The 22,910-nt window shown below is 67.1% G+C and carries 21 protein-coding genes; 11 read left to right on the top strand and 10 right to left on the bottom strand.

What is annotated here, in order from left to right:
• Window positions 1–54 precede the first annotated feature (54 nt).
• Both WDC82_RS09935 and WDC82_RS09930 read left to right on the top strand, forming a co-directional pair.
• Window positions 55–1,323, top strand: a complete 1,269-nt coding sequence (locus tag WDC82_RS09935) for a D-amino acid dehydrogenase (RefSeq protein ID WP_340117145.1) — start codon at window positions 55–57, stop codon at window positions 1,321–1,323.
• Between the two features lie 201 nt (window positions 1,324–1,524).
• Window positions 1,525–2,898 carry an acetamidase/formamidase family protein gene (locus WDC82_RS09930; RefSeq protein ID WP_340117144.1) on the top strand — a complete coding sequence of 458 codons (1,374 nt, stop codon included), beginning with the start codon at window positions 1,525–1,527 and terminating at the stop codon, window positions 2,896–2,898.
• 66 nt (window positions 2,899–2,964) lie between these two features.
• Here WDC82_RS09930 and WDC82_RS09925 read toward each other — a convergent pair whose 3' ends face one another.
• From WDC82_RS09925 to WDC82_RS09900, 6 genes are all read right to left on the bottom strand, one after another.
• Complete coding sequence (locus WDC82_RS09925) at window positions 2,965–5,004, bottom strand: ASKHA domain-containing protein (protein ID WP_340117143.1); 2,040 nt, start codon at window positions 5,002–5,004, stop codon at window positions 2,965–2,967.
• 12 nt (window positions 5,005–5,016) lie between these two features.
• On the bottom strand, window positions 5,017–5,925 hold the full coding sequence (locus WDC82_RS09920; RefSeq protein WP_340117142.1) for a methyltetrahydrofolate cobalamin methyltransferase: 909 nt from the start codon (window positions 5,923–5,925) through the stop codon (window positions 5,017–5,019).
• A 134-nt stretch (window positions 5,926–6,059) separates the two neighbouring features.
• Window positions 6,060–7,007: a methylenetetrahydrofolate reductase gene (locus WDC82_RS09915; protein ID WP_340117141.1), complete on the bottom strand. Its 948-nt coding sequence runs from the start codon at window positions 7,005–7,007 to the stop codon at window positions 6,060–6,062.
• 40 nt (window positions 7,008–7,047) lie between these two features.
• Complete coding sequence (locus WDC82_RS09910) at window positions 7,048–7,347, bottom strand: virulence factor (RefSeq protein WP_340117140.1); 300 nt, start codon at window positions 7,345–7,347, stop codon at window positions 7,048–7,050.
• Entirely contained in the window at window positions 7,335–7,985 is a 651-nt protein-coding gene (locus WDC82_RS09905) for a DUF1638 domain-containing protein (RefSeq protein ID WP_340117139.1), read from the bottom strand. The genes WDC82_RS09910 and WDC82_RS09905 overlap by 13 nt, the downstream gene beginning before the upstream one ends.
• Before the next feature lie 30 nt (window positions 7,986–8,015).
• Window positions 8,016–8,717, bottom strand: coding sequence for a B12-binding domain-containing protein (locus tag WDC82_RS09900; protein ID WP_340117138.1), 702 nt, complete (start codon window positions 8,715–8,717; stop codon window positions 8,016–8,018).
• Between the two features lie 447 nt (window positions 8,718–9,164).
• Between WDC82_RS09900 and WDC82_RS09895 the strand changes: the two genes are divergently transcribed.
• The 4 genes from WDC82_RS09895 (at window position 9,165) to WDC82_RS09880 (ending at window position 14,110) form a co-directional block, all read left to right on the top strand.
• The gene (locus WDC82_RS09895) at window positions 9,165–11,048 is read left to right on the top strand and encodes a 2-oxoacid:acceptor oxidoreductase subunit alpha (protein WP_340117137.1); all 1,884 of its coding nucleotides are present in this window, start codon (window positions 9,165–9,167) and stop codon (window positions 11,046–11,048) included.
• Window position 11,049: 1 nt separating this feature from the next.
• On the top strand, window positions 11,050–12,060 hold the full coding sequence (locus tag WDC82_RS09890; RefSeq protein WP_340117136.1) for a 2-oxoacid:ferredoxin oxidoreductase subunit beta: 1,011 nt from the start codon (window positions 11,050–11,052) through the stop codon (window positions 12,058–12,060).
• 308 nt (window positions 12,061–12,368) lie between these two features.
• Complete coding sequence (locus WDC82_RS09885) at window positions 12,369–12,938, top strand: methanogen output domain 1-containing protein (protein ID WP_340117135.1); 570 nt, start codon at window positions 12,369–12,371, stop codon at window positions 12,936–12,938.
• Entirely contained in the window at window positions 12,935–14,110 is a 1,176-nt protein-coding gene (locus WDC82_RS09880) for a HAMP domain-containing sensor histidine kinase (protein ID WP_340117134.1), read from the top strand. Before WDC82_RS09885 ends, WDC82_RS09880 begins: the two co-directional genes overlap by 4 nt.
• Window positions 14,111–14,251: 141 nt before the next feature.
• Here WDC82_RS09880 and WDC82_RS09875 read toward each other — a convergent pair whose 3' ends face one another.
• Both WDC82_RS09875 and hutH read right to left on the bottom strand, forming a co-directional pair.
• Window positions 14,252–14,734, bottom strand: coding sequence for a MarR family transcriptional regulator (locus WDC82_RS09875; RefSeq protein WP_340117133.1), 483 nt, complete (start codon window positions 14,732–14,734; stop codon window positions 14,252–14,254).
• A 139-nt stretch (window positions 14,735–14,873) separates the two neighbouring features.
• A complete protein-coding gene (hutH, locus tag WDC82_RS09870) occupies window positions 14,874–16,427 on the bottom strand; it encodes a histidine ammonia-lyase (protein ID WP_340117132.1) in 1,554 nt (517 codons plus the stop codon).
• A gap of 277 nt (window positions 16,428–16,704) precedes the next feature.
• Here hutH and WDC82_RS09865 point away from each other — a divergent pair, with 277 nt between their 5' ends.
• The 5 genes from WDC82_RS09865 (at window position 16,705) to WDC82_RS09845 (ending at window position 22,229) form a co-directional block, all read left to right on the top strand.
• Complete coding sequence (locus WDC82_RS09865; RefSeq protein WP_340117131.1) at window positions 16,705–18,402, top strand: cache domain-containing protein; 1,698 nt, start codon at window positions 16,705–16,707, stop codon at window positions 18,400–18,402.
• Window positions 18,403–18,659: 257 nt separating this feature from the next.
• A complete protein-coding gene (locus WDC82_RS09860) occupies window positions 18,660–20,186 on the top strand; it encodes a trimethylamine methyltransferase family protein (protein WP_340117130.1) in 1,527 nt (508 codons plus the stop codon).
• Window positions 20,187–20,254: 68 nt separating this feature from the next.
• Window positions 20,255–20,791 carry a YcgN family cysteine cluster protein gene (locus WDC82_RS09855; RefSeq protein ID WP_340117129.1) on the top strand — a complete coding sequence of 179 codons (537 nt, stop codon included), beginning with the start codon at window positions 20,255–20,257 and terminating at the stop codon, window positions 20,789–20,791.
• Window positions 20,788–21,492: a ferredoxin gene (locus WDC82_RS09850; RefSeq protein ID WP_340117128.1), complete on the top strand. Its 705-nt coding sequence runs from the start codon at window positions 20,788–20,790 to the stop codon at window positions 21,490–21,492. The genes WDC82_RS09855 and WDC82_RS09850 overlap by 4 nt, the downstream gene beginning before the upstream one ends.
• A gap of 44 nt (window positions 21,493–21,536) precedes the next feature.
• Complete coding sequence (locus tag WDC82_RS09845; protein WP_340117127.1) at window positions 21,537–22,229, top strand: gamma-glutamyl-gamma-aminobutyrate hydrolase family protein; 693 nt, start codon at window positions 21,537–21,539, stop codon at window positions 22,227–22,229.
• Window positions 22,230–22,341: 112 nt separating this feature from the next.
• Here WDC82_RS09845 and WDC82_RS09840 read toward each other — a convergent pair whose 3' ends face one another.
• Both WDC82_RS09840 and WDC82_RS09835 read right to left on the bottom strand, forming a co-directional pair.
• Window positions 22,342–22,563, bottom strand: coding sequence for a DUF1127 domain-containing protein (locus WDC82_RS09840; RefSeq protein ID WP_340117126.1), 222 nt, complete (start codon window positions 22,561–22,563; stop codon window positions 22,342–22,344).
• Between the two features lie 4 nt (window positions 22,564–22,567).
• Complete coding sequence (locus tag WDC82_RS09835; RefSeq protein WP_340117125.1) at window positions 22,568–22,828, bottom strand: hypothetical protein; 261 nt, start codon at window positions 22,826–22,828, stop codon at window positions 22,568–22,570.
• Between the last annotated feature and the right edge of the window lie 82 nt (window positions 22,829–22,910).

Genomic DNA, 22,910 nt, shown 5'->3' with positions numbered 1-22,910 from the left:
AACAATTCTGAAGGCAAGCGCGGCATCCGACCGCGGGAGAGGGCTGGTGCGCTCATGAAGGTCGTCGTACTGGGCAGCGGGGTGATCGGCGTTTCCACCGCCTATTACCTGGCCAAGGCCGGGCACGAGGTGGTCGTCATCGACCGCCAGCCGGAAGCGGCCATGGAAACCAGCTTCGCCAACGCCGGCGAGGTCTCGCCCGGCTACTCGGCCCCCTGGGCCGGTCCCGGCATGCCGGTGAAGGCGGTGAAGTGGATGCTGCACAAGCATTCCCCTCTGGTCATCCGCCCGCGCATCGACATCTACATGTTCCGCTGGCTCTACCGCATGCTGAAGAACTGCAACCTGTCCTCCTATCGCGAGAACAAGGCGCGCATGCTGCGGGTCGCCACCTACAGCCGCGACTGCCTGGAGGACCTGCGCCGCGACACCGGCATCGCCTACGACGAGCGCTGCCGCGGCACCCTGCAGATGTTCCGCGACCAGAAAGGCCTGGACGACGCCGCCAAGGACGTCGAGATCCTGAAGGAATTCGGCATCGATCATGCCGTCCTCGACCGCGCCGGCTGCATCGGGCGCGAGCCGGCGCTGAAGCACGTGGCGGAAAAGGTCGCCGGCGGGCTGCTGCTGCCGGGCGACGAGACCGGCGACTGCTTCCTCTTCACCCAGCGCCTGGCCGAACTGGCCACCGGCCTGGGGGTCACCTTCAAGCACGAGACCACCGTCAAGCGCCTGGTGGTCGAGGCGGGCAGGGTGAAGCATGTCGAGACGAGTGGCGGCCTGGAGACCGGCGAGGCCTACGTGGCGGCGCTGGGCAGCTACACCCCGCTGCTGGTGCGCCCGCACGGCATCCGCACCCAGGTCTACCCGGTGAAGGGCTACTCGGTCACCGTCCCGATCGTTGACGAGGACGGCGCCCCGGTCTCCACCATGATGGACGAAAAGTCCAAGGTGGCGATCACCCGGCTGGGCGACCGCATCCGCGCCGCGGGCACGGCGGAGCTCACCGGCTACAACATGCGGCTGTCGCACGGCCGCTGCGCCATGCTGTTCCACATCGTGCAGGATCTCTTCCCCAAGGGCGGCGACCTGACCGAGGTGAAGTTCTGGACCGGCCTCCGGCCGATGATCCCCGACGGCGGCCCGCTGATCGGGCCGACGCGCCTTGCCAATCTCTATCTGAATACAGGCCACGGCACCCTCGGCTGGACCATGGGCCCGGGCTCCGGAAAGCTGCTGGCCGACCTGCTGTCGGGCCGCGAGACCGACATCCCGCTCGACGGCCTCACCATCGACCGCTTCCCGCAGGGCCAGGGGATCTAGCAGACTCCTCCGCGCTGGCGCAAATAGCGCCACCTGCGTACGAATCGCGCAGCCGTGGCCGCCTGCCATAAATGATCCCGCAAGCCGGCGGCACAGGCGTCTGGTGCTTTGGCGGCATTGCCGGCTCGCGCGCTTCGGCACGAGGCATGGCACGTTTGTTGCTGAACGGTTGTCTGTGTCATCCGTTAGCAGGGGGCTTCCATGAAAAGAATGACAAGAGTTCGTTTGCATACGCTAGCCGCTGTTTCGTTCGGTATCGCCTCGGGTGTGGTGGGGCTGCAGACAGCGGCACAGGCGCAGGCGGGGTGTGAGAGCCGGCCCGGCGCGCAATTGCACCACTATCTGCCAGCAAACAACGAAACCGTTCATTGGGGCTATTTCAGCAAGGGGCGCACGCCACAGGTCTTCGCTCACTCCGGTGATTTCGTGACCCTGGAGACCTTGACCCACCACGCCAATGACGACGCCTCCCTAATGGTCACCGGCGATCCGGGCGCGGAGAGCGTCTTCAAGTGGGAACCGAATGACAAGGGAGTGGACCGCCGCGGCGCGGGGCCGATGGATGCTTCGGTCTACGGGCGCGGCGCAGGGGAAGGCTTCGGCGTCCATGTCCTGACGGGACCTGTCTTTGTCTGCGGGGCGGAGCCGGGCGATGTTCTGGAGGTGCGGATTTTGGATATGTATCCGCGGCCGAGTGCCAACCCCGAACACAAGGGCAAGACCTTCGGCAGCAATGCGGCTGCCTGGTGGGGTTTCCACTACAACGACATGATCGAGGAGCCGAAACCCCGCGAAGTCATCACCATCTACGAGATCGATTCCACCGGCGAGCGGGACTGGGCCAAGGCCGTCTACAACTACCGCTGGGTTCCGCAGACCGATCCCAACGGCGTGCGCCACGAGATGATCGACTATCCCGGTGTTCCCGTGGATCACAGCACGATTACGAAGAACACCGGCGTGCTGGAAGGTGTGCGTATCCCCATCCGACCGCACTTCGGTACCATGGGCGTGGCGCCGGCCGAGGCGGACTTCGTCGACTCCATTCCGCCGGGCTACTTCGGCGGCAATATCGACAACTGGCGGATCGGCAAGGGCGGGACGATGTACTATCCCGTCGCGGTGCCGGGTGCCCTGCTCAGCGCCGGCGATCCCCACGCCGCCCAGGGTGATTCCGAACTGGCGGGCACGGCGATCGAGACCTCGCTGACGGGCGTGGTTCAGGTCATCCTGCACAAGCAAGGCGATCTGGCCGGGACGTACCTCGAAGAGCTCGACTACCCGCTGCTGGAGACCGACACGGAATGGGTCGTGCACGGTTTCAGCTACGCCAACTATCTGAAAGAGCTAGGCGACTCTGCGCAGAGCGACATCTATTCCAAGTCGTCCATTGATAACGCGATGCGGGACGCTTTCCGCAAGATGCGCCACTTCCTGATGACCGCCAAAGGACTGAGTGAAGACGAGGCCATCTCCCTGATGTCGGTGGCCGCCGACTTTGGGGTCACCCAGGTGGTGGACGGCAACTGGGGCGTCCACGGCATCGTTCAAAAGCGTGTCTTCGCCGGACAGTAGCCGTCTGGAAAGGCCGTCCTCTGTGGCCGCAGCGTTGTGGGTCTTCGGAGCCGCAACGCTGCGTGGCTAGTTTCGCCGCCGCCGCCGCCTTCCGCCGGCGTCGCCGCCGTCGTTGGCGGGCCGGCGCGGGCCGCGGGCGGGCAGGGTCAGCACCTTGGAGAGGCAGGGGAAGTCGGCGGTGGTATGGGGGATGCCCATGGCCGCGACGAAGTGGGCCTGGAACATCGGCTCCACGGCGGTCTCGATCTTCTCGACCTTGCGGATCACCGTCTCGATCTCGTCGCGCGCCACCTGGTTCAGGAGGGCGATGCGCGCGCCGGTGCCGGCGGCGTTGCCGGCCGAATAGACATGCTCCAGCGGGCAGTCCGGGATCATGCCCAGCACCATGGCGTATTTGGTGTCGATATGGCTGCCGAAGGCGCCGGCTAGCATGATCTGGTCGACCTGCTCGACCCCGAGACGGTCCATCAGCAGGCGGATGCCGGCATAGAGCGCCGCCTTGGCGAGCTGGATGGCGCGGATGTCGTTCTGCACGATGCGCAGTTCCTGCTCACCGGCATGCAGCAGGTAGGAGAAAGTGCGCCCGTCGGCCTCGACGCGTGGGCTGCGTGCCGCGGCGGCCCCGTCGATGGTGCCGTCCTGCGCCAGGATGCCGGTGAGGAACATCTCCGCCAGCACCTCGATGATGCCGGAGCCGCAGACGCCGGTGACGCCGACCTTCCGGGTCTGCTCGGCGAAGCCTTCCTCGTTGGACCAGAGATCGCAGCCGATCACCTTGAAGCGCGGCTCCAGGGTCACCGGGTCGATGCGCACGCGCTCGATGGCGCCGGGCGCCGCGCGCTGGCCGCAGGAGATCTGCGCGCCCTCGAAGGCCGGGCCGGTGGGCGAGGAGCAAGCGAGCAGGCGCTCCCGGTTGCCCAGCACGATCTCGGCATTGGTGCCGACGTCAACCACCAGGGTCATCTTGTCGGACTTGTGCGGCGACTCCGAGAGGATCACGCCGGCGGTGTCGGCACCGACGTGACCGGCGATGCAGGGCAGCACGTAGACCCGCGCGTTGGGATGGAAGCTGAGGTCGAGCTGGCTGGCCCAGAGGGTGATGCCGGAGTTGGCGGCCAGCGCGAAGGGCGCGCCGCCCAGCTCGATCGGGTCGATGCCCAACAGCAGGTGGTGCATCACCGGGTTGCCGACGAAGGTGGCGTTGAGGATTTCCTCGCGGTCGATGCCGGCCTCGCTGCAGACCTCGGTGGTCAGCTCGTTGATGGCGCGGCGCACGGCGTCGGTCATCTCGGTATCGCCGCCCGGGTTCATCATCACGTAGGAGACCCGGCTCATGAGATCTTCGCCGAAACGGATCTGCGGGTTCATCAGCCCCGACGACGCGATCACCTCGCCGCTGGCGAGGTCGCAGAGATGCGCGGCGATGGTGGTGGAGCCGACGTCGACGGCCAGCCCGAAGCTGCGGTCGTGGAAGCCGGGCCAGATCGCGGTGACGACCTGGCCGCGGTGAACCGCGACAGTGACCTGCCAGTTGCCCGCACGCAGGGTCTTCTGCAACGACTGCAGGATGCGCAGGTCGGTTTCCAGGCCGGTGAGGCCCCACTGGTCTTCCAGCGCCGCCAGCAGCCGCTCCAGATCGCCGGTCGGATTATGCATGTCCGGCTCCTGCACCACGACGTAGTGCAGGCGGATGGCAGGGTCCAGTTCGATGGCGCGCGCCTCGGCGCGCTTGCGCACGACCTGCTTGTGGACCTGGCTTTCGGCCGGCACGTCGACCACCACGTCCTGCGCCAGCAGGGTCTGGCAGGACAGCCGGCGGCTCGCGGCCATGCCGCGCTTTTCCTTGTAGCGCTCCTCGGTGGCGTTCCACGGCGAGACGTGGGCCGGACGGCTGGTGATGCCGTGCTTGGCGAACTCGCCGTTGCCGATCTCCACCTGGCAGCGCCCGCACAGGCCGCGGCCGCCGCAGACGGAATCGATGTCCACGCCCAGGCTGCGCGCGGCCTTCAGAATCGGCGTGCCAACGGGGAAACGCCCGCGCCGCCCCGAGGGCGTGAAGACGACGAGGGCGTCCTTGGGCGTGTTTCTGGCGACGTCGTCGGGCAAGGGGGCTTTCTCCTATCCCCGGCGGCGGCGGCGTTCGCGGCGGCCGCCTTCACCCTCGCCGGCGGCATCCGCCGGGGTCGGTTCGCGGAACTTGCGGATCCAGGCGCGGCAGTTCTTGTCGGCGTTCAGCAGCACGTCGGCCGCCATGATGCCGGTCAGCTCTTCCTCGTGCAGCGGGTTCATGATCGCCGAGGTCATGCCGGCGCCGGCGGCCATGGCCAGGAAATAGGAGTTCATGGCGTGGCGGTTGGGCAGGCCGAAGGAGATGTTGGAGGCGCCGCAGGTGGTGTTGACGCCCAGCTCCTCGCGCAGCTTGCGGATGATCGAAAAGGCCTGGCGCCCGGCGGTGCCCATGGCCCCGATCGGCATGACCAGCGGATCGACGACGATGTCTTCCTTGGGGATGCCGTAGTCGGCGGCACGCTCGACGATCTTCTTGGCGACGGCGTAGCGCACCGCCGGGTCCTCGGAGATGCCGGTCTCGTCGTTGGAGATGGCGACCACGGCGGCACCGTGCTTCTTCACCAGCGGCAGCACGCGCTCCATCTGCTCGTCCTCGCCCGTCACCGAGTTCACCAGCGCCTTGCCCTGGTAGACGGACAGGCCGGCTTCCAGCGCCTCGACGATCGAGGAATCGATCGACAGCGGCAGGTCGGTCAGCGACTGCACCAGCTGGATGGTCTTGGCCAGGATCGCCGGCTCGTCCGCCAGCGGGATGCCCGCGTTCACGTCCAGCATGTGGGCGCCGGCGGCGACCTGGGCCAGGCAGTCCGCCTCGACGCGGCTGAAGTCGCCGGCCGCCATCTCGGCGGCCAGCAATTTGCGCCCCGTCGGATTGATGCGCTCGCCGATGATGCAGAAGGGCTGATCGAAGCCGATCACCAGTTCCTTCGAGTGCGAGCTGACGACGGTGCGTGACATGGTCCCGTTACTCCTTTTTTCCCCGTCCGCCGCGGTTCTCCGCGCGGCCGGTGCGCCCAAATCGATGGGCGGCATTTGTCCTCTTTATCGCCCCGGCGGCTGGCGCAGGGACGACCCGCAGTGGCCGAAACGCGCTACGCGATCTCGCGCGTTACCTTGAAGCCGTCGCCCTTGGGATTGACCACGAAGTCGCCGTCGGCCACCGCGTAGGTCCAGGCCGCCGACCGCTTGAGGCCGCCCAGGGGATAGATGTGCAGGCGGGCGATGCCGCACTCTGGGTCGTGCGCCTTGTAGCGCGCGAGGTCGAGCAACAGGCGGTCCGGTGCATTCACCGTCATCAGCTTGGCGACGTTGCGCGCCTGGCGCGTCAGGAAGCGCATGGACGGACCGACGCCGCAGGCCTTGGCATGGTTGATCAACGTCTTGATGGTGGCGAGGCCGGGCACGCCGATATGGATCGGCAGGCGGTTGCCTGCGGCCTGCATGGCCTTGTCCCAGGCGATGATCGGCGCCGCCTCGAAGCAGAACTGGGTGGCGATGTAGAAGTCGGCATCGCTGCGTTCGGCGAAGGCGTTCTTCCAGGTCAGCGCTTCGTTCAGCGCGGCGGGCGCGATGTCCGGGCTGCCCTCCGGGTGGCCGGCGACGCCGACGGTCTTGACGCCGTACTTGTCGAACAGGCCGGTCTCGAGGATCGCCATGGAGCTCTCGAAGGGGCCGAGCGGGTTGTCGACGGCACCGGCCAGCGCCACAACGTGCTTCAGTTCGGTGACGTCGGCGAGCGCCTGCAGGTAATCCTCCAACGCCTGGCGGCTGGGGATCGAGCGCGCCGCGAAGTGCGGCATCGGCTCGAAGCCCTCTTCCTGCAGGCGCTTGGCCGTCGCTACCGTGTCGGCGAAGTCGGAGCCCGGCAGGAAGGTCACGGCGACCCGGGTGCCCGGTCGCAGGTGCTCGCGGTAGTCCGGGGTCTTGGCGGACGAACCCGGCGTGGTCTCCACGGTGAAGCCCTCGACCAGATCGAGGATCTGCTGCTTGGTCTGCTCGGCGCTGGCATCGAGCGGCATGGCCTTGCTCACGGCATACATCCCAGGGTTCCTTCTGCGCGCGTCCTCACGCGGATTGTCGTCAGCTCTCGGCGCCGCCGGCGGCCACCAGTTCGGCGAGGCGGGCGTCGTCGTAGTCACTTTCCAGGCGCTGGGCCGCCGCAGCGGCCTCGGCTTCCATATCGTCGCCGCATTCGCCGCCGGCGCCGCGGCGCCAGTGTTCCAGATAGGCGTCGGTGCCGGTCAGCTTGGCGCGCATGGCGGCGCGGTCGATCGCCTTCTCGAAGCGCTCGCTGAGCTGCACCTTGGCGCTCTTGCGGCCGGCCTTCACGATCACCTGGGCCGGGATGTCGCGCCAGTAGACGATGGTCAGTTGCGGCATGCGACGGGCTCCTGTGTCGCGGGCGCGATGAAGTCGCCGAGCCCGCCGTAGCCGGTGAAGTGGTAGTGGTAGGCGAGGCCGAGGCGCTCGGCCGCTGCCGCGGCGCGCTGCTGGAGTTCCTTGTCTTCGGTCTGCGCCAGGTAGACGAGGCGCGTGTAGTTGCCGAAGTAGATGCTCAGCAGCTCCGGATGGCGGTCGAGGCCGAGGCCCTGGATGATCAGCCGCTCGAAGTGACGCACCAGATAGTCGGTGAGGTAGAAGCTGCCGATCTCGGCCTCGGCCAGGGCGTCGAACACCGCCTCGCCGGCGTAGAACGAATAGCAGTGCGGTCCGCCAATGCGCTCGGCGCCTTCCTCGGCCAGCACGCGGTCGAGCTCGCCGCCGGTGCCGCAATCGCCGTAGAGCACCAGCACCTTGTCGTGGCCGGCGCGCTGGGCGTGGATGCGCTGGCGCACGCCTTCGGGGATCTTGTCCGGGGTATTGTGCCAGGACGCGGGCAGGCAGGTCACCGTCAGGTGATCCCAGCCGTTCACGCGGATAAGCTCCACCACCTCACGGGCCAGCGCGCCGCAGGCGACGAGCAGGGTCCGTGAAGGGGCGCGCTCGGTTGCGCTGTGGGCGGTCTGGGCGGCCGGCATGGCCTTGCTCCTGGCGCTCCCGCGGGTGCCTCAGGCGGCGCCCTGCCGGTTGTGGCGGCGCTTCATGAAGTCCTTGGCGGTTTCCACCGCCACGGCGGCATCGCGGCAGTAGGCATCGGCACCGACGGCCTCGGCGAAGGCCTCGTTCAGCGGTGCGCCGCCGACCAGCACCACGTAGTCGTCGCGGATGCCTTTTTCCTTCAGCGTGTCGATGACCACTTTCATGTAGGGCATGGTGGTGGTGAGCAGCGCAGACATGCCGAGGATGTCGGGCTTGTGCTCTTCCAGCGCGGCCAGATACTTCTCGACCGGGTTGTTGATGCCCAGGTCGATGACCTCGAAGCCGGCGCCTTCCATCATCATGGAGACGAGGTTCTTGCCGATGTCGTGGATGTCGCCCTTCACCGTGCCGATCACCATGGTGCCCAGCTTCGGCGCGCCGGTCTCGGCGAGCAGCGGGCGCAGGATGAACATGCCGCCCTTCATGGCATTGGCCGCCAGCAGCACTTCCGGCACGAAGAGGATGCCGTCGCGGAAGTCGACGCCGACGATGCGCATGCCCTCCACCAGGGCCTCGGTCAGAACGCGGTAGGGCTGCCAGCCGCGATTCAGCAGGATGTGGACCGACTCCTCGATCTCTTCCTTGAGACCGTCGTAAAGATCGTCGTGCATCTGCTTGACGAGCTCATCGTCGTCAAGGCTGTTGAGGTCGAGATCGTCGTCTTCCGCCATTTCATTCCTCACGGCAAAACGCCCCGGAGCGCCTGCGGCATCGCGGGGTCCGGGTGGTAGTGGTCCCCGCGATCATTTCCCTTGAGCGGGCCTGCCTGGGCTTCACCTGCGGCGACGGATCGTGTCTGAAACGCGACAAAGGCGAAAACGCCGGAAACGCAAGCTTTTGCAGGCCTGTCGGCGGCGTCGGCGGGGGGCGCGGAATGGTCGCATTCCGACATTCGAGGCCGCCATGCCGGGATCGGCTGCAGGCCAGTTTGCGCCTCGAGGCATTCCGCTCCGTCAACGCCGCCGTCCTCCCGACCAATCAACATTTTCTGTTTGTGATTAGGGTAAATTGTACAGGAGTTTTTGATGTTTTGATCTGGCTCATTGGCAAGCCTACGGAGGAGGACCATAGTCGGAACCAGCAAGGCATTGCCGTCATTCAGCGAGAGGCTTCGAGGAATGGAAGGTTCGACGACCCTTTCGGCCGACCCCGCCGGCCGCCGGGTGATCGAATCTGCGGTCGTCCGCTTTGCCGGCGATTCCGGCGACGGCATGCAACTGACCGGCAGCCAGTTCACGCTCTCCACGGCGCTGGCGGGCAACGACCTTGCGACCTTCCCGGATTTCCCGGCGGAGATCCGTGCCCCGGTCGGCACAACCTTCGGCGTCTCCGCCTTCCAGATCAATTTCGGCGCCCGCGTGATCAAGACCTCGGGCGACGAACTGGACGTGCTGGTGGCGATGAACCCGGCCGCGTTGAAGGTGAACCTCGTCGACGTGAAGCCGCACGGGCTGCTGATCCTCGATTCCGGCGCCTTCAACGAGCGCAACTTCGCCAAGGCCGGCTACCGCAGCGACCCGCGCAGCGATGGCAGCCTGGAGGCCTATCGCGTCATCGAAGTCGACATGTCGCAGCTGACGCAGGACGCTCTCAAAGACGCCGGCCTGACCAAGAAGGAAGCCCTGCGCTGCAAGAACATGTGGGCCCTAGGGCTGGTCTACTGGATGTTCGGCCGGCCGCGCCAGTCGACCATCGACTGGCTGACCGGCAAGTTCGCCAAGCGCCCGGAGATCGCTGCCGCGAATATCGCGGCGTTGAACGCGGGCCATGCCTTCGGCGAAACAGCCGAACTGGGCGAGGACGCCGCGGCGTTCTCCGTGCCGCCGGCCGAGATTGCGCCGGGGCTCTACCGCAACGTCACCGGCGCCGAGGCGCTGTCCTGGGGCTTGGTCGCCGGTGCGGCGGGGGCGGCGCTGAAGCTGGTGTTCTGTTCCTACCCGATCACCCCGGCGTCGTCGGTGCTGCACACGCTGGCGGCCTTGAAGGACTACGGTGTGGTGACCTTCCAGGCCGAGGACGAGATCGCCGCGGTCTGCGCCGCCATCGGCGCCTCCTATGCCGGCGGCATCGGCGTCACCTCCAGCTCCGGCCCCGGCGTGGCGTTGAAGATGGAGGCGGTTGGCCTCGCGATCTCCGCCGAACTGCCGCTGGTCATCGTGAACTCGCAGCGCGCCGGCCCGTCGACCGGCATGCCGACCAAGACCGAGCAGTCCGACCTCTACCAGGCCGTCTTCGGGCGCAACGGCGATGCGCCGCTGGTGGTGCTGGCCGCGCGCTCACCGGCAGACTGTTTCGACGTCGCCATCGAGGCGGTGCGTATCGCGACCAAATTCATGACGCCGGTCATCCTGCTGAGCGACGGCTACATCGCCAACGCTGCCGAGCCCTGGCGGCTGCCCGATGCCGAGGGCCTGCCGCAGTTTCCGGCGCGCTTCGAGACCGACCCGGAGGGCTTCCATCCCTTCAAACGCGATCCGGAGACGCTTGCCCGTGTCTGGGCGGTGCCGGGAACGCCGGGTCTCGAGCACCGCATCGGCGGCATCGAAAAGGCGAGCGAAAGCGGTAACATCTCCTACGATCCGGCCAACCATCAGGAGATGACCAACCTGCGCCGGGACAAGGTGCTGGGCGTGGCCAGGGATCTGCCGCCACAGGGTCTTGAAGCGGGCGAGACCGGCGATCGCCTGGTGGTGGTCGGCTGGGGCTCGACCTACGGACCGATCAGCCGCGCGGTCGACAACCTGCGCGGCGCGGGCCTGCCGGTGGCGCATTTGCATCTGCGCCATATCTGGCCCCTGCCGCTGAACCTCGGCGCGCTGCTCGCCGGCTTCGACAAGATCCTGGTGCCGGAGATGAACGGCGGCCAACTGGTGACGCTGCTGCGCAGCGAGTACCTGGTGCCGGCCGAAAGCTTCAGCAAGGTGACCGGCAAGCCCTTCAAGATTTCCGAGATCGAGGCGGCGGTCCGCGCCCGCCTAGAGACAGGAGAGGGGAAGGCTTGAGATGAACGTCGTCGCCAAGACCGCCAAAGAGTACGCCTCCGACCAGGAAGTGCGCTGGTGCCCGGGCTGCGGCGACTATGCCATCGTGAAGGCGGTGCAGAAGACGCTGGCCGACCTGCAGGCCGACACCGCCAAGACGGTGTTCATCTCCGGCATCGGCTGCGCCGCGCGCTTTCCCTATTACATGGCGACCTACGGCTTCCACACCATCCACGGCCGCGCGCCGGCCTTCGCGACCGGCGTGAAGCTGACCAATCCCGAACTCGACGTCTGGGTGGTCTCGGGCGACGGCGACGCACTGTCGATCGGCGGCAACCATCTGCTGCACGTCCTGCGCCGCAACGTCGACCTGCAGATACTGCTGTTCAACAACGAGATCTACGGTCTGACCAAGGGGCAGTACTCGCCGACCTCGCGGGTCGGTACGCGCACGCCCTCGACGCCGGGCGGCTCCCTCGACACGCCGGTCTCCGCCGGCGCCTTCGCGCTGGGTGCCGGGGCGCGCTTCTTCGCGCGCTCGGTCGACACCTTGCAGAAGCATCTGCCGGAGGTGCTGAAACGGGCCAGGGCGCACCACGGCGCCTCGCTGGTGGAGATCTTCCAGAACTGCATCGTCTACAACGACGGCGCCTTCGATGCCTTCACCGCGCGCGACGTCGCCGCCGACCGCCAGCTGCTGCTGGAGCACGGCAAGCCGATGCTGTTCGGCAAGACCCTCGACAAGGGTCTTCGCCTCGCAGATCGCAAGCTGATGCTGGAGGTGGTGACGCTGGGCGAGAACGGCATCACCGAGGCCGACGTCCTGGTCCACGACGAAGCCAACCGCGCCATGGCCGGTCTTCTGGCGGCGATGCAGCCTCCGGCGATGCCGGTGGCGCTCGGCGTGCTCTACTGCGATCCGGCCCACAGCTACGAAGGCGACGTGGCGGCCGAGGTGGAGACTGCGCGGCAGCGGCATCGGGCGACTATCGCCGAGCTACTGCACAGAGGACCGACCTGGACGGTCACCTGAGGCCGGGCCCGGCGAGGCGTCCTTCAAGGGATTGGCTCAACGCATCAGTCAATTCATGCGCCAAATCCGCTACCTTTGCGCGCTTTTGGCATGTGAATGATTTATTCTGCGTGTGTTATTGCCTTGCATAGGCGGCAAATCATCGGACAGGATACCTAGTCTTCCCATCGAGCAACGCCGATGGCGGCGTGGTTCCTGGGCTGTTGCCTGCCAGTACCGGCGGGCGTTGCAAGACGCTGGCCTCCGCATTGCGGCCGAGTGGCTCGGTCCGTCGGATCGCAGAGGCCACGCAGGCATAGGGTTGGGCCATGCGAAAGAATCGGTTCGACGACGCCGACATCCCTTTCGACGATGTGACCTTCACGCGCCGTCTGCTGTTTGAACTGACGGATGTCCTGCAGGACGTTGTCGGCCATCAGGAAGCACGCGGTTTCATTGCCATCGTCGGCGCGCGCATGGGCGACGCGTTCAACGGTGCTTACCGCAGGGCGGCCGGCCGCCCGGTGCTGACGCATGAAGACGTCGCCGATGCCCTGGTCGACCTGAAGCGGCGCATCGGCGGCGACTTCTACGTCATGGAACACAACAACGAAGAGATCGTCTTCGGCAACCGACGCTGTCCTTTCGGTGCCGCCGTCGAAGGCCGTCCTGCGCTCTGCATGATGACGTCCAACGTCTTCGGACGTATCGCGGCGGAGAACCTCGGCTATGCAAGGGTGGCGGTGGAGGAGGCTTTCGCGACGGGCGACAACCGCTGCGTCGTCCGCGTCATGCTGCAGGCTTCGCGACGGCGCGAAGGAAATACCGGGCGTGAGTACTTCCACGTTGGCGCCGACTCCGATCCGCTGCCGGCAAGAGAGAGCGAGACGGAGCAATGAACGCCCGCGTGACGGCGGACTGCCTCGATGCCTTTCCCGAAGCCATGCTGGCGGTGGGAATCCGTGGAGAGCTCTACGCTGCCAACGGGGCCGCGGCCGAATTGCTGCATCTGACCAAGGGCGGGCGTCCCGAGGTCACCTTGCGGGAGCTGACGGACCTTTCAAAAGATGAACTGATCGACCTTCTGCGCTGGTGCTTTGCGACCAGTGCGCCGGTGCCGCTGCGGATCGCCTTCTGCCCGGCCGGCGGGCGTTTCATCAGCCTGCGTTGCGAGGGATGGCGCAGCGAGCTGAAGAACATGCCGATCGCCCTCATCCGCGTCTACAGAGAGCAGGAGAGCGGCTCGCGGTTCAGCGAGCTGACACGGCTGGTTGAGGAATTGAACCAGGAATGCCTCGCGCGCCGTTACTCGGAGCGCAGGCTGAGCGAAGCGCTCGGTCAGTTGCGCGACATCAACAGCATCAGGGACCACATGCTGGCGCAGGTCAGTCATGATCTGCGCACGCCGCTCAACGCCATTCTCGGCATGACCGAGTTCATGCGGACCGAACCCTACGGTCGGCTCAACGCGAAGTACGCCGAGTATGTCGAGGACATCCATCACAGCGGGGACCTGTTGCTGCAATTGGTCGACCGCGTGCTGCATCTCGCCGCGGACGACTCTCCGGGACGCGAGGACACAGTCTCGGCTCTGGCGGATCTCAGCGAGTGCCTGGAGAAATGCCGCAAGGTGGTCGAGCCGATCGCGCGCCTGCGGGAGTTGGAGATCATGCTGCCGGCCGACATGACCTTGCCGAAGCTGCGCGCCGATCAGCTGCTGGTGAAGCAGATTCTGATGAATCTACTGGGCAATGCGGCAAAGTATGCCTCCCGTGGCGGGCGGATCGAAGTGGCGGTCCAGTGGCGCAAGGGGGACCCACTGTTCATCCAGGTGAGAGACGACGGCCCCGGGATCTCCGCCGAGAGGATTGCCGCGTTGAACCGCGGCGGCATGAGGACGAGCGCCTACATCGCCGACGAGGGCGGGGGCGGGTTCGGACTCGCCCTCAGCCGCCGGACAGCCAAGGCAATCGGCGGCGAGTTGGACATCCGCTCGGAGTTGGGGCAGGGAACGGTGGCGTCCCTGGTGCTGCCCCCGCACCTGATCGAGGCGGTCAACGATGCCAAGTAGCCGGGATACGGAATAGCTGGTTCCTGAACTGAAAGGGCCGGCCCTTGGCGGGGCCGGCCCTTGTCGTTCCCTGGTTTTTTCCAGGGTCAACGTCTTCCCAGACGAAGCCCGTTTATCGGGCGAAGCGGTTTCCGCGCGGCCTCAGACCAGCCGCTTCAGCAGGCCGAGGAACAGGCGCTGCTCTTCGGGCTGCAGGGGCGCCAGGATCTCGTCGCCGATGCGGTTGGCGTCCTTCAGCAGGCGCACCACCGTCTCCTGGCCCAGCGGCGACAGGCTCAGCACCATGCGCCGGCGGTCGGTCGGGTCGGCCAGCCGTTCGATGAAGCCGCGCTCGTGCAGGCGCCGGATTACGCCCTGGATGGTGGCGGGATCCATGGCGGCCAGGCGACCGAGGCGGTTCTGCGACAGCTTGCCCATCTCGTGCAGGCGAGCCATCGCGAAGAACTGGGTCGGCGTCAGCTGTGCATCCGCCAGCACCGTCAGGAACAGGGCCGAGGCGCGCTGATGGGCCCGGCGCAGCAGGTGCGCCACTTGATCGTCGAGGACGAAGCCTTCGGCTTCCGGCGCTGCGCCGGACGCAGGAAGGGCGGAAATTTGGTTGGGAATGCTGGACAAGTTGGTCACCTCAAGGTGTTCAAAAACATCGTTGAATCAACCCTCTGACCGTCTTATGCGGTACGTATGAGGGCCAACCAGTCCTCTGCCGGAAGGCACTATATCCCAGGCGTGATCCCGGCGTCCAGCGGTCCTATGTTGCACCTGCTCACAAATCTTTGCCGAGCCAGTCCAGGGTGAGGAATTCCGCGGAAAACCAGCCGCTTTGGACCAATTCGGCGAGGGCCTCGATATCGCCGGCCAGCAACCGGTCGTTGTCAAGGAAGGCCGCGCGCTCGCGAATCGCGGTCATTGCCCGCTGCAGGCGGGGCGAGGTTTCCAGCGGCCGGCGCAGATCGACGCCCTGAGCGGCGGCCAATAGCTCTATGGCAACGATATAGGCGGTGTTGGCGGCGATATCGGTGAGGCGCCGGGCGCCGTGGGTCGCCATCGAGACGTGGTCTTCCTGGTTGGCCGAGGTCGGCAGGCTGTCGACGCTCGCCGGATGGCTCAGCAGCTTGTTCTCGGCGGCGAGGGCCGCGGCGGTCACGTGGGCGATCATGAAGCCGGAGTTGAGCCCCGGTTCGGCGACGAGGAACGGCGGCAGGGCGCTCATGTTGGCGTCGGTCAGCATCGCCATGCGCCGCTCCGACAGGGCGCCGATCTCGCAGAGCGCCATGGCGATCATGTCGGCGGCGAAGGCGACCGGCTCGGCATGGAAGTTGCCGCCGGAGAGCACTTCCGCCTTTTCCGCGCCGTTCCCTGGGAAGACCAGGGGATTGTCGGAAACGGCATTGGCCTCGCGCACCAGGGTGCCGGCGGCGGTGCGGAAGACGTCGGCGATCGCGCCCATCACCTGGGGCTGGCAGCGCAGCGAGTAGGGGTCCTGCACCCGGTCGCAGTCGAGATGCGACTGGCGGATTCCGCTGCCGGCCAGCAGTCCGCGCAGCCAGGCCGCCACGTCGATCTGGCCGGGGTGGCCGCGCAGGTCGTGAATGCGCGCGTCGAAGGGGGTGTCGCTGCCCAGCGCCGCGTCGACGCAGAGGGCGCCGGCGGTGATCGCCGCGGCGAAGCAGTCGCCGGCGGCGAACAGGCCGTGCAGCGCGAGGGCCGTGGAGACCTGGGTGCCGTTCAGCAGCGCCAGGCCCTCCTTGGCCGCCAGCTGGATGGGCGCGATACCGTGCTCTTCCAGCACCGCCGCGGCGGGGCGGCGCTGGCCGCGGTGATTGATCTCGCCGTGGCCCAGCAGCACGGCCGAGAGGTGGGCCAGCGGGGCCAGGTCGCCGGATGCGCCGACGGACCCCTTGCTCGGCACGACCGGGTAGAGCTCCTCGTTCAGCAGCTGGACCAGGCGGTCGATCACCTCGCCGCGGATGCCGGAATGGCCGCGCGAGAGGGCATTGATCTTCAGCAGCAGAATCAGCCGGACGACGCGGTCGTCGAGCGGCGCGCCGACGCCGCAGCTGTGCGACAGCACCAGGCGGGTCTGCAACTCCGCCACCTGGTCGGCGGAGATCGTCTGCCGCGCCAGGCTGCCGAAGCCGGTGTTGATCCCGTAGACGCGGCGCCCCTCGGCAACCACGGCGGCCACGGTGCGGGCCGAGCGCTCCAGCGCGTCGTAGCAGGCGGGATCAAGCGCGATTCGGCGCGGACGCCGCCAGAAATCCTGCAGGTCCTGCAGGGTCAGCCGTCCTGCTTTCAGAATGAAGATGTCTTCGGACAAGGGCGCCCTCCCGCGACAAGTTGTATATACAACTTCAGCCTCTGTGTAACACCCTTTGCCGCGCTTCGGAAGGGTTGTCGCGGGGGGTGTCTGACCGGGCGGCGGCCACCCGGACAGCAAGTCGAGAAAATTGAGCAGAAAGATAAAAATCTACCATAGCGATAACGTGTTGGTTTCCAAACAATTACGGGTAAAGAGATAATTAAGTGATTCGTCGTATTCATAGTCATGAAGACTATGCCGGAGTGTATGCCGGTACTGATAAGAGGGAAGCCCTATGTCGTTCAAGAAGCTCACGTCTTTTGGGATCGCGCACCGCGTCTTTGCGCTCATTCTGCTGATGGCCGCGAGCATGGTCGTCGTGACCGGCATCCGGCTCTACCAGCTGGATGTCGAACTCGTGGACCACAAGCGCGCGGAGCTGCGCCAGCTGGTCGAGAGCGCCGTTGCCATTGCAGGCGACTATCACAAGCGCGCGGAAGCCGGCGAGATGACCATGGAGGAAGCGCAGCGGGCGACGCTCTCGGCGATCGGCGCCATGCGTTACAACGGCTCGGAGTACTTCTGGGTCAACGACATGGGTCCGGTGATGGTCATGCATCCGATCAAGCCGGAACTGAACGGCAAGGACCTCTCCGGCTTCAAGGATCCCTCGGGCTTTCACCTCTTCAACGCCTTCGTGAAGACCGTGCAGGCACAGCAGGCCGGCTTCGTCGGCTACCTCTGGCCGAAGCCGGGCCAGGAACAGCCGGTTCCCAAGGAATCCTTCGTGCAGGGCTTCGCGCCCTGGGGCTGGGTGATCGGCACCGGCGTCTACATCGACAACCTCGATGCCATCTTCTGGGAGAAGGCGATCCTCGAGGCCGGCATGATCGCGCTGATCCTGGTGGTCATGGGCATCATCTCGCTGTTCATGGCGCGCAGCATCACCAAGCCGATCAACGGCATGAGCAATGCGATGCGGTCGCTGGCCGGCGGCAATCTGCAGATCGCGGTGCCCGGTGTCGGGCGTCACGACGAGATCGGCGAGATGGCTGAGGCGGTCGAGGTGTTCAAGAAGAACGGCATCGAGCAGAAGCGCCTGGAGGAAGAGAGCCGCGCCGCCGGGAAGCGCGCGGAAGAGGAGAAGCGGCGCGCCATGCAGAAAGTGGCCGACGACTTCGAGGCCAAGGTGAAGTCTGTGGTCGAGACGGTCTCCCAGACGGCCGCGCAGATGCAGACGACGGCGAAGTCGATGACGACGGCGGCCGGCGAGACCGAGGAGCAGGCGGCCTCGGCGGCCTCGGCGTCGGAAGAGGCGTCGTCCAACGTGCAGACGGTGGCGGCGGCGACGGAAGAGCTGTCGTCCTCCATCGAGGAGATCAGCCGCCAGGTGAGTCGCTCGCTGGAGACGGCGAACATGGCCGTGGCCAATGCGCAGACCACGAACGGCAAGGTCGAGGGCCTGGTCGAGGCCGCACAGAAGATCGGCGACGTGGTGAAGCTGATCCAGGACATCGCCGAGCAGACCAATCTGCTGGCCCTCAACGCCACCATCGAGGCGGCGCGCGCGGGCGAGGCCGGCAAGGGCTTCGCCGTGGTCGCCAACGAGGTGAAGTCGCTGGCGACGCAGACCGCCAAGGCGACAGAGGAGATCTCCCAGCAGATCAGCGACATCCAGGGGGCGACGACCGACGCGGCCTCGGCGATCCGCTCGATCGGTCAGACGGTGGAGCAGATCAACGAGATCGCCGGCAGCATCTCGGCGGCGGTGGAGGAACAGGGTGCCGCGACGCAGGAGATCGCGCGCAACGTCCAGCAGGCCTCGCACGGCACCAAGCAGGTGGCCGGCAACGTCTCGGCGGTGTCGAAGACGGCGGCGGAAACCGGCGGTTCGGCCAATCTGGTGCTGCAGGCCGCCGGGGACCTGGCCGACCAGTCCGATACCCTGCGCCGCGAGGTCGACAGCTTCATCGCCCAGATCCGCGCGGCTTAAGCCGATCGCCGGGGCGCGCCGCGCCCCAACGACCCCCAAAGAGGGCCCCCGAATCCTCGCCTGAGGCGAGACGTTTCCGGGGCCCTTCTCGTTTCCTGGGCCAATGGCCCCGCCTGAAAGATATACGGGCGGCGACAGTTTTCGTCGGATGCTGAACAGCCCGCCAGGGGCGCTCGCGCAAGCTTGAAGCGCAACTTAGCGGTGGGCCCGCCCCCCAGCAGGGGTGGTGGCCGATCATCTGAAGAAGGCCAATTTCCATGACACGCATCCGGCGCGGGCGCGACCAGCGTGCCGCCCAACGCCCCAAGTCCCCGGTTGCCCCGGCGGGGCTTTCCGGCGGCAGCTACCGGCCCCTGCGGGAGGCTGACCTGCCGCGCATCGTCGGCGCCGCCATGGAGGTGCTGGCGCGCACCGGCATCGAGGTGGCGGCGAGCCCCTGCCGCGAGGTCTTTCGCGCTGCCGGCTGCCGCATCGACGAGGACCGCAACCGCGTCTATATCGATGCGAAGCTGATCGAATCCTGCATGCGCATGGCGGCCCGCGAGGTGTTGCTCGCAGGCCGCAGCGCGCAGCATGACCTGCAGCTCGGCGGCAAGCGGGTCTACATGGGCACCGGCGGCCAGGCGGTGAAGATCCTCGACCTCGACGGCAAGGTGCGCGAGACGCGGCTTTCCGACAACTACGACATCGGCCGGCTCTGCGACACGCTTGAGCACATCCACTTCTACATGCGGCCGGTGGTGGCGCGCGATCTCAGCAACGACCAGATCGACGTCAACCAGTTCTATGCCTGCCTGGCGGCGACCGAGAAGCACGTCATGGCCAACGCCTACTTGCCGGAGAAGGTCGCCGAGCAGCGCGCCCTGGCGGAGATCCTGGCCGGCGGTGCCGAGTCTCTCGACCGCCGCCCGCTGATCTCCTATACCGCCTGCTGGACCGTCAGCCCGCTGCGCTACGCCACCGAGACGGTGGAGATTCTCGACCGCATCGTCGAACACCGCCTGCCGGTGGTGATCTCCTCGGCGCCCCAGGCCGGTGCGACCGCGCCGGCGGCCTTGGCGGGCACGCTGGTGCAGATCACCGCCGAGCAGCTCTCCGGCTTCGTCTACGTGAACCTGCTGAACCCCGGCCACCCGCTCATCATGGGCTGCGTGCCGGCCCAAGCCGATCTGCGCAGCGGCGCCTTCGTCGGCGGCTCGGCGGAGTTCGCCCTGTTGAACGCCGCCTGCGCGCAGATCGCGCAGTACCTTGAGGTGCCGCTCTACAATTCCTCCGGCATTTCCGATTCCAAGGTGCCGGACGCCCAGGCGGGGGCGGAGAAGGGCATCACCGGGCTCGCCGCCGCGTTGGCCGGCTCCAACTACATCCACCACTCTGCCGGTTTTCTGGAGAGCCTGCTGACCGTCGCCTACGAGCAGTACGTCATCGACAACGACGTGAACGGCGAGATCATGCGCATGCTGAAGGGCATCGAGGTGACCGAGGAATCCCTATCGCTCGACGTCATCGACGAGGTCTGCAAGGGGCCGGGCCACTTCCTCGGCCATGCCCAGACCCTGGCGCTGATGAACAGCGAGTACCTCTATCCCAGCCTGCTGGACCGCGACAGCCGCGACGACTGGGAGCGCAAGGGCTCGCGCGACATCCGCGATGCCGCCCGCGACCACGCCCGCAAGGTGCTGGCCGAACACTGGCCGGAGGCGATCCCCGAAGACCTCGACGCGGAGATCCGCCGCCGCTTCGACATCCTGCTGCCGCGCCAGGCCATGCGCCCGGCAGCCTGAACATACCCCCGCAGCGCCCCTGGAGCGGGGTCTTGGAGTAAGGCCCCGGGCGGGCTAGTCTCCCGGCCATGAAGAAACCCCAAGCCAAGCCAGGCCCCTTCTGGCAGACCAAAACCCTGGCCGAGATGACGCCCGTGGAGTGGGAATCCCTCTGCGACGGCTGCGGGCGCTGCTGCCTGATCAAGCTGGAGGACCCGGACGACGGTACGCTGGCGCATACCAACGTCACCTGCCACCTGCTCGACCTCGGGACATGCCGCTGCGGCAACTACGCCAAGCGCACGGTCTTCGTGCCGGACTGCGTGCAGCTCTCGCCCGAGAACATCGGCGAGCTTACCTTCATGCCGACCACCTGTGCCTACCGCCGCCTCGCCGAAGGGCGCGGCCTCGCCTGGTGGCACCCGCTGGTCTCCGGCGATCCGGAGAGCGTGCACCGCGCGGGCATCTCCGTACAGGGCCGCGTGGTGTCGGAAGCCGGCGTGGCGGACGAGGACCTGGAAGATCACATCGTCGACTGGCCCAACAGCGAAGAGACCTGCTGGGATGCCGGTGCGGATCATGAAGAGGACCTCGACGAAGACTGCGAAGACGGGGTCGACGCTTGAACGCTGTCACGCCGGCCGCGATCGCGGCGGCGCTGGAGGCCGAGGGGCTGCTTCTGCTCGGCGCCTTCCACCCCGCCGAAGACGACGCCGTGCCGCCGCTGGCCGACGGCCGCCGCTGCGGGACCCTGGTGCTGGCCGGCAATGTCGGCGGCAGCCTGTGGCCGGTCTTCAGCGCATCGCCGGAAGCCGGTGACGGCAAGCCCGATGCGCTCGACCGCTGGAGCGCCAGGGTGCTCGGCGGGCTGGCGGCTTCCTTCGGCGGCGAGCCGCTGTATCCCTTCGGCGGACCGCCCTACCGGCCGTTCCAGCGCTGGGCAAGGCGTGGAGCGCCGCTCACCCCGTCGCCGCTCGGCATGCTGATTCATCCGGACTACGGCCTGTGGCACGCCTATCGGGGCGCGATCGCGCTGCCCCAGAGACTGCCCGGCCCGCTGCCGCTGGAAGCCGCCGAGGCCCGCCCGGCGCCCTGCGAAACCTGCTTCGACAAGCCCTGTCTCACCACCTGCCCGGTCGGCGCCTTTACAGCCGAAGGCTATGACGTTACCGCTTGTGCCGGCCACGTTGCCGCGCCGGCGGGGGCCGACTGCCTGAGCCTGGGCTGCCGCGCGCGGCGGGCCTGCCCGGTCGGGCGGCAGCATCACTATCCCGCTGCCCAGGCGCGCTTTCACATGGCGGCCTTCATCGCCGCCCACGGTTTCTAAAGAAGAGTGGGGCGATCATCCCGCTTTCTGTTTGTGGAGTTGTCATGAAGCCGACAGTCCTGTTGATCGATCACCCGGTGAGCAAGCGCGACGACCGCGCCTCGGCGCAGCTTGTCGAGATGGGCTACCGGATCGAGTGGTGCTCACCGGGCCGCGGCGACACCCTGCCGCCGCCGGTCGACAACGACTACGCGGCGGTGGTGGTCTACGGTGGCGCCGAGAGCGTGAACGACGCCGCCTCCGCGCCCTACATCCGCGACGAGATCGACTGGATCGGGCGCTGGGTCGACAGCGGCCGGCCCTATCTCGGCATCTGCCTTGGCAGCCAGCTGCTGGCCAGCGCGTTGGGCGGGCGGGTCGGCCGCCACCAGGACGGGCTGCACGAGATCGGCTACGTGAAGATTGATCCGACGCCCGCTGCCAACGGCTTTCTCGACCAGTCGCTGCACGTCTACCACTGGCACAATGAAGGCTTCGAGGTGCCGGCGTCGGCCGAACTGCTGGCCTCCGGCCCGGTGTTTCCCAATCAGGCCTTCCGCTACGGCGACAAGGCCTACGGCATCCAGTTCCATCCCGAGGTCGGCCGTCCGGTGATCGAGCGCTGGATGCAAGAGGCCGCTCACATGCTGGCCGAGCCGGGCGCCCAGCCCTGCGATCGGCAGCTTGCGGACTGTGAGCGCCATGACGCCGCTATGGCCGCCTGGCTGCGGCGGTTCCTGAACGACTGGCTGGCCTGACGGCATTTCCGGGAAAAAAGGAAGGGCCGGCGTTTTCCGGGGGGCGGAGTCTGCCGGCCCTTCAGGGCGCAGGGCGGGAAGTCGCTGGCGGTCGGGGATATCCGGCCGGGAGTCAGGGCCGCCAGAACGGCTTTTCCGTCTCTTCCATGACGTCTTCGGCGCTGAGGCCGATGTCCTGCAGCAGGTAGGCCGGCATGGCGCGCAGGTGCGAGCGGTGCTCGTGGCGCGCCTGCCAGTCCGCCAGGATCTGCGTGATGGCCCGGATCGGCCGCAGGCGCGGCCGGGGGTGCACGGCTGCGCTTTCGCGCAGCATCAGGTTGGAGAGCGTCGTCATGGCGTCACCTCACGGTCTGGAGGGCGGGAGAGCCGCTGCCTGCCGGCGGCGGGGCCCAGCGGCGGCCCCAGACGGTCAGCGCCGCGCCGAGGGCGATGAGCGCCCGCCCGCTGCCGCGCCGCAGCCTGGCCAGCCGCTTCCTCGGGTGGCGCCGGCGCAGCCGGTGGCTGGGTTCTTGGACGAAGGATTCCGTGTTCAGGAGCAGATCGATGCCGCCGGCACGGGCGATTGAGCTGTAGAGGATATATGACATAATCTGGCTCATCCTCTCTTGGAGGGGTTGGGGCGGGCACGTCTTGAATGCGCCTTTGATATGAACAAAATTATGCATTTAAGGGCTTCGGACA

It is taken from the genome of Pelagibius sp. 7325 (assembly GCF_037652055.1).
Classification (GTDB): domain Bacteria; phylum Pseudomonadota; class Alphaproteobacteria; order Kiloniellales; family Kiloniellaceae; genus Pelagibius.
Note: the sequence above shows the minus strand (reverse complement) of the source record. Positions and strands in the feature narration are given on the sequence as shown.

What these genes read in the sequence shown, in the direction of transcription:
- WDC82_RS09935 (WP_340117145.1), top strand. Translation starts at nt 55, where the DNA reads ATGAAGGTCGTCGTACTGGGCAGCGGGGTGATCGGCGTTTCCACCGCC.
- WDC82_RS09855 (WP_340117129.1), top strand. Translation starts at nt 20,255, where the DNA reads ATGAAGAAACCCCAAGCCAAGCCAGGCCCCTTCTGGCAGACCAAAACC.
- WDC82_RS09895 (WP_340117137.1), top strand. Translation starts at nt 9,165, where the DNA reads ATGGAAGGTTCGACGACCCTTTCGGCCGACCCCGCCGGCCGCCGGGTG.
- WDC82_RS09905 (WP_340117139.1), bottom strand. Translation starts at nt 7,985, where the DNA reads ATGCCGGCCGCCCAGACCGCCCACAGCGCAACCGAGCGCGCCCCTTCA.
- WDC82_RS09900 (WP_340117138.1), bottom strand. Translation starts at nt 8,717, where the DNA reads ATGGCGGAAGACGACGATCTCGACCTCAACAGCCTTGACGACGATGAG.
- WDC82_RS09835 (WP_340117125.1), bottom strand. Translation starts at nt 22,828, where the DNA reads ATGAGCCAGATTATGTCATATATCCTCTACAGCTCAATCGCCCGTGCC.
- WDC82_RS09845 (WP_340117127.1), top strand. Translation starts at nt 21,537, where the DNA reads ATGAAGCCGACAGTCCTGTTGATCGATCACCCGGTGAGCAAGCGCGAC.
- WDC82_RS09890 (WP_340117136.1), top strand. Translation starts at nt 11,050, where the DNA reads ATGAACGTCGTCGCCAAGACCGCCAAAGAGTACGCCTCCGACCAGGAA.
- WDC82_RS09915 (WP_340117141.1), bottom strand. Translation starts at nt 7,007, where the DNA reads ATGTATGCCGTGAGCAAGGCCATGCCGCTCGATGCCAGCGCCGAGCAG.
- WDC82_RS09840 (WP_340117126.1), bottom strand. Translation starts at nt 22,563, where the DNA reads ATGACGACGCTCTCCAACCTGATGCTGCGCGAAAGCGCAGCCGTGCAC.
- WDC82_RS09865 (WP_340117131.1), top strand. Translation starts at nt 16,705, where the DNA reads ATGTCGTTCAAGAAGCTCACGTCTTTTGGGATCGCGCACCGCGTCTTT.
- WDC82_RS09920 (WP_340117142.1), bottom strand. Translation starts at nt 5,925, where the DNA reads ATGTCACGCACCGTCGTCAGCTCGCACTCGAAGGAACTGGTGATCGGC.
- WDC82_RS09885 (WP_340117135.1), top strand. Translation starts at nt 12,369, where the DNA reads ATGCGAAAGAATCGGTTCGACGACGCCGACATCCCTTTCGACGATGTG.
- WDC82_RS09930 (WP_340117144.1), top strand. Translation starts at nt 1,525, where the DNA reads ATGAAAAGAATGACAAGAGTTCGTTTGCATACGCTAGCCGCTGTTTCG.
- WDC82_RS09910 (WP_340117140.1), bottom strand. Translation starts at nt 7,347, where the DNA reads ATGCCGCAACTGACCATCGTCTACTGGCGCGACATCCCGGCCCAGGTG.
- WDC82_RS09880 (WP_340117134.1), top strand. Translation starts at nt 12,935, where the DNA reads ATGAACGCCCGCGTGACGGCGGACTGCCTCGATGCCTTTCCCGAAGCC.
- WDC82_RS09860 (WP_340117130.1), top strand. Translation starts at nt 18,660, where the DNA reads ATGACACGCATCCGGCGCGGGCGCGACCAGCGTGCCGCCCAACGCCCC.